The sequence below is a fragment of the Mycobacterium sp. E796 genome (genome assembly GCF_001672815.1).
Taxonomy (GTDB): Bacteria; Actinomycetota; Actinomycetes; order Mycobacteriales; family Mycobacteriaceae; genus Mycobacterium.
Genome location: NZ_LZKK01000352.1, coordinates 1 through 3,545 on the forward strand (window position 1 = coordinate 1; position 3,545 = coordinate 3,545).

General features: G+C 66.1%; 4 protein-coding genes. 3 read left to right on the forward strand and 1 reads right to left on the reverse strand.

Annotated elements, in window-relative coordinates; genetic code table 11:
- From A5706_RS29100 to A5706_RS29110, 3 genes are all read left to right on the forward strand, one after another.
- Positions 1 to 366: alpha/beta family hydrolase (locus A5706_RS29100; RefSeq protein ID WP_369831971.1), on the forward strand; the 366-nt coding region annotated here is incomplete at its 5' end.
- Between the two features lie 66 nt (positions 367 to 432).
- Positions 433 to 867: a MarR family winged helix-turn-helix transcriptional regulator gene (locus A5706_RS29105; protein WP_068139156.1), complete on the forward strand. Its 435-nt coding sequence runs from the start codon at positions 433 to 435 to the stop codon at positions 865 to 867.
- A gap of 20 nt (positions 868 to 887) precedes the next feature.
- Positions 888 to 1,757, forward strand: coding sequence for an LLM class F420-dependent oxidoreductase (locus A5706_RS29110; RefSeq protein WP_068139158.1), 870 nt, complete (start codon positions 888 to 890; stop codon positions 1,755 to 1,757).
- A gap of 2 nt (positions 1,758 to 1,759) precedes the next feature.
- Here A5706_RS29110 and A5706_RS29115 read toward each other — a convergent pair whose 3' ends face one another.
- A complete protein-coding gene (locus A5706_RS29115; protein WP_068139162.1) occupies positions 1,760 to 3,217 on the reverse strand; it encodes a peptidase in 1,458 nt (485 codons plus the stop codon).
- Between the last annotated feature and the right edge of the window lie 328 nt (positions 3,218 to 3,545).

A 3,545-nucleotide genomic window follows, 5' to 3' on the forward strand; every position in this document is an offset into this window, starting at 1 on the left:
CTTTCCGGCGGTCCGCTGGTCGCCGGCGGCCACTCCTACGGCGGGCGGCAGACGTCCATGGTCGTGGCCGAGGGTGACGTTCCGGTGGACGTGCTGACCCTGTTCTCGTATCCGGTCCATCCCCCGGGAAAGCCGGAACGTGCCCGCACCGAGCACCTTCCGGATATCCGGGTGCCCACCGTGTTCACCCACGGGACGTCCGATCCGTTCGGCACGCCCGACGAACTGCGCGCCGCCGCCGCGCTGATCACCGCGCCGACCGAGGTCGTCGAGATCACCGGCGCGCGCCACGACCTGCGCTCCAAATCGCTCGACGTGCCCGCGCTCGCGATCGAGGCCGCGCTGCGGCTGGTTCGGTTAACTTAATCCCTAGATCGCCCCTTTAGTCAGTTGAAACTGGACAGTTTCAACTGAGTAATTTAGGGTGGCGTCATGGACGGCATCGGTGACTCGGCCGTTGCGGCCGCCCGCGATCTGCGGGTACTGGTCAGCCGGCTGCGACGCCGGCTGCGGAGTCTTGGGGTCGACGAGGACCTCACGCCGTCCCAGACCGCGGTGCTCACCCGGCTCTGGAAAGAGGGCGCGTCGTCGGCCAGCGTGCTGGCCGGCGCCGAACGGGTGCGACCGCAGTCGATGGCCACGATCGTGGCCGCGCTCGAGCAACGCGGGCTCATCAAACGCACGCCCGACCCTGAAGACGGCCGACGCCAGGTGATTTCGTTGACCGCCGCGGGCCGGCGGCGCGCCGAGAGCGATCGTCGGGTGCGGGAGGAGTGGCTGGCGCGCGCCATCCAGGAGCGGTATTCCGAACTGGAACGCCGCGTCATCCTCGATGCGCTGTCGCTGCTCGAGCGTCTGACCGAATGACGAAAAGATGGGAAACTGCAATGGAATTCGGCGTTCACTTCATCGACTTCCTGCCGGGCGATCCGGCGAGGCTGGGCCCGACGCTGGCCGACGCGGCCAAGGCCGCGGAGCAGGGCGGCGCCACGCTGTTCACCCTGGCCGACCACTTCTTCCAGATGGAAGCTGTTGGGCGAGCTGAGGACCCGTTTCTCGAGGGCTATACCTCGCTGGGCTTCCTGGCCGGGCAGACCGCGACGATCGAGCTGACCCTGCTGGTCACCGGGGTCACCTATCGCTATCCGGGCGTGTTGGCCAAGGTGGTGACGACGCTGGATGTGCTGTCGCAGGGCCGGTCGATGCTGGGCTTGGGCGCGGCGTGGTATGACCGCGAACACAGCGCCCTCGGCATTCCGTATCCGCCGCTGAGCACACGGTTCGAGATGCTGGAGGAGACGCTGCAGATCTGCCTGCAGATGTGGAGCGACAACGACGGCCCTTACGACGGCACGCACTACCAGTTGGCCGAGACAATCTGTGTGCCGCAACCGATTCGGCGGCCCCCGATCCTGATCGGCGGCGACGGCGAGAAGAAGACGCTGCGGCTGGTGGCACGATACGCCGACGTCTGGAACAGCACGACGAGCGACGTCGAGGCACTCGAGCACAAGGTCGACGTGCTGAACCGTCACTGCGGCGCGGTAGGCAGAGATCCCGGCGAGATCCGCAAAACGGTCGGCTTTTTCGATGACCCCTTCGCGGACACCGACGCGTACCTGAAGACGGTCGAGCGGTACGCCGAGCTTGGCTTCGAGATGATCAACACGGGTCCCGTGCCCGGCAATCCCGACCCCGTCGGCTTCATCCGCCGATTCGGCGACGAGGTGGCGCCGAGGATCGCCGAAATCGCCTGAGCCTAGCCAGGATAGCGAGAATAGCAGGCGTCCATGTTGCCGGCGACGCCGCCGCGGAAGGCCGCGATCCGGGTGAACCCGGCGGGCACGCTGGTGCCGTCGGCGTCGCTGGCGACCAGGTGGTTGATCAGCAGGCCGGAGACGGCTTCGTCGAGATCACCGGCCGTCAGCACGAGTTGCTTCTGGGACGGCAGCTCGATCGGCTCCGCCATCTTGCGATGCACGACACCGGTCAGGCACGCGGTGCGCAGCGCGGTCCACGGGCTCTGCATCGCCAAGCCGCGTTCGTGCTGCACCGCCAGGGCGTACCGCGACATCACGACCGAGAGAGCGGTGTCGTCACCTTGCGGCAGCGTGTGCTCGTTCTCGGCGGCGGCCCTGCCCATCGTCGCGAGCCCGGGCAGGTCGATCAGGATGGTGTTGGTGGCCGGGCAGTAGGACGCCGGCGGGCTTGGCTTGGCGTCGGGGCAATCGGCCGGCTTGTAGGACAGTGTCGGTGGGCTCTTGGGAGAGAAGATCTTTCCGAGCAGCTCCATCAGCGTTGACAACGTGTCTTCGTTGATCGTGACCCCGCCGGTCTCCGGGTCCCGGTCCGGGTCGGCCTGCAAGGTGGTCGGCAGGTCGCCGCGGCGCTGTGCGATTTCCTGCTTGTTGATCGCCGCGCACGCCGAGGCGCCGTTGATGAAGCCCATCTGGAAGGCGCTGATCCGGTCCAGCGCCGACCCGTGTTCGTCGTCGTTCGTGGTGTCGGCGTCCAGGACCGGGTCGCGGGTGGTGATGATCCCTGCCAGCACGTGGTCGAGGCCGTCGGCGGTGCTCAGCGTGAAGCGCGGCGACTTGCCGTCGGCCACCCAATACATGTAGACGCCGGCGAAGCAATCGGCCTGCTGTTCGCGGACGATGGTCGGATCCGTTCGCGTCACCAATTTCGCCATCTGCTGCAAGGCGTGACCGAATTCGTGCGCCAACACACCGTTAACGGACATGTCACCGAAATAGCGTTGCGCGACGGGCATGAACACCCCGCGATCCCAGGCGATCAGGTTGCAGCGCGCGGTGAAAAAGGCGTTGACGAGCTTATAGGTTTCGCTATGGCAAACGATCGGGCTGTTCGGATTGTCGGAGTCGTAGGACACCATCTTGGCGACCGGGATGAAAGTCCCTTTCAGTGAATCGCTGTACACCGACTTCCAGTAGTCCTCGATGTCGTTGATGGACAGCAGGGACAGCCTGTCGATCGGCCCGTTGTCGGTGTTGATCACCGTGCCGGTGGGATCCGGTGCGTTCGCGCGAATCCCGCTGGGACCGCTGGTCGCGGGCAGGCCGCCCACCCGGAAGGGGTCGTTGAGCATGGACAGCGCCCGCCCGTCGACCATCGTGCTGCAGCCCGCCACCACGAGCACCACGCTTGCGCAGGCGATTGCCGCCTGCAGGCGTCGACTCCGCCCGCGCACATTCATGACAAACCTCATCCCGACCGGGCTGCAAGGCAGCATCAAAGGGATCTCATTCTAGATGCCGTGGCTAACTCTGACAGCCCTAATCCGATTAGGGGTTTGCGCCGGTTACCCATTGCGAAACGTCAACGGGCGGGCTGCCATTCACAGGGCAAACAGGCGGTGCCGCAATGCGTGGGAGGTGTGCCCGGCGAAAGGCGGCTGTTCGCCGTCGCCGCTTCCTAGAAGGGCGGTTGTTAGGCTACCGGTTGTCGCGGTGTGCGGAGACCGAGGATTGGGCGATCGACACCATGGAGGCCGTAGCCCCCGAGATCGCGGCGGCGTTGAGGTT

Coding starts and splice junctions, on each gene's coding strand:
- A5706_RS29115 (WP_068139162.1), bottom strand. CDS start 3,217: ATGAATGTGCGCGGGCGGAGTCGACGCCTGCAGGCGGCAATCGCCTGC.
- A5706_RS29110 (WP_068139158.1), top strand. CDS start 888: ATGGAATTCGGCGTTCACTTCATCGACTTCCTGCCGGGCGATCCGGCG.
- A5706_RS29105 (WP_068139156.1), top strand. CDS start 433: ATGGACGGCATCGGTGACTCGGCCGTTGCGGCCGCCCGCGATCTGCGG.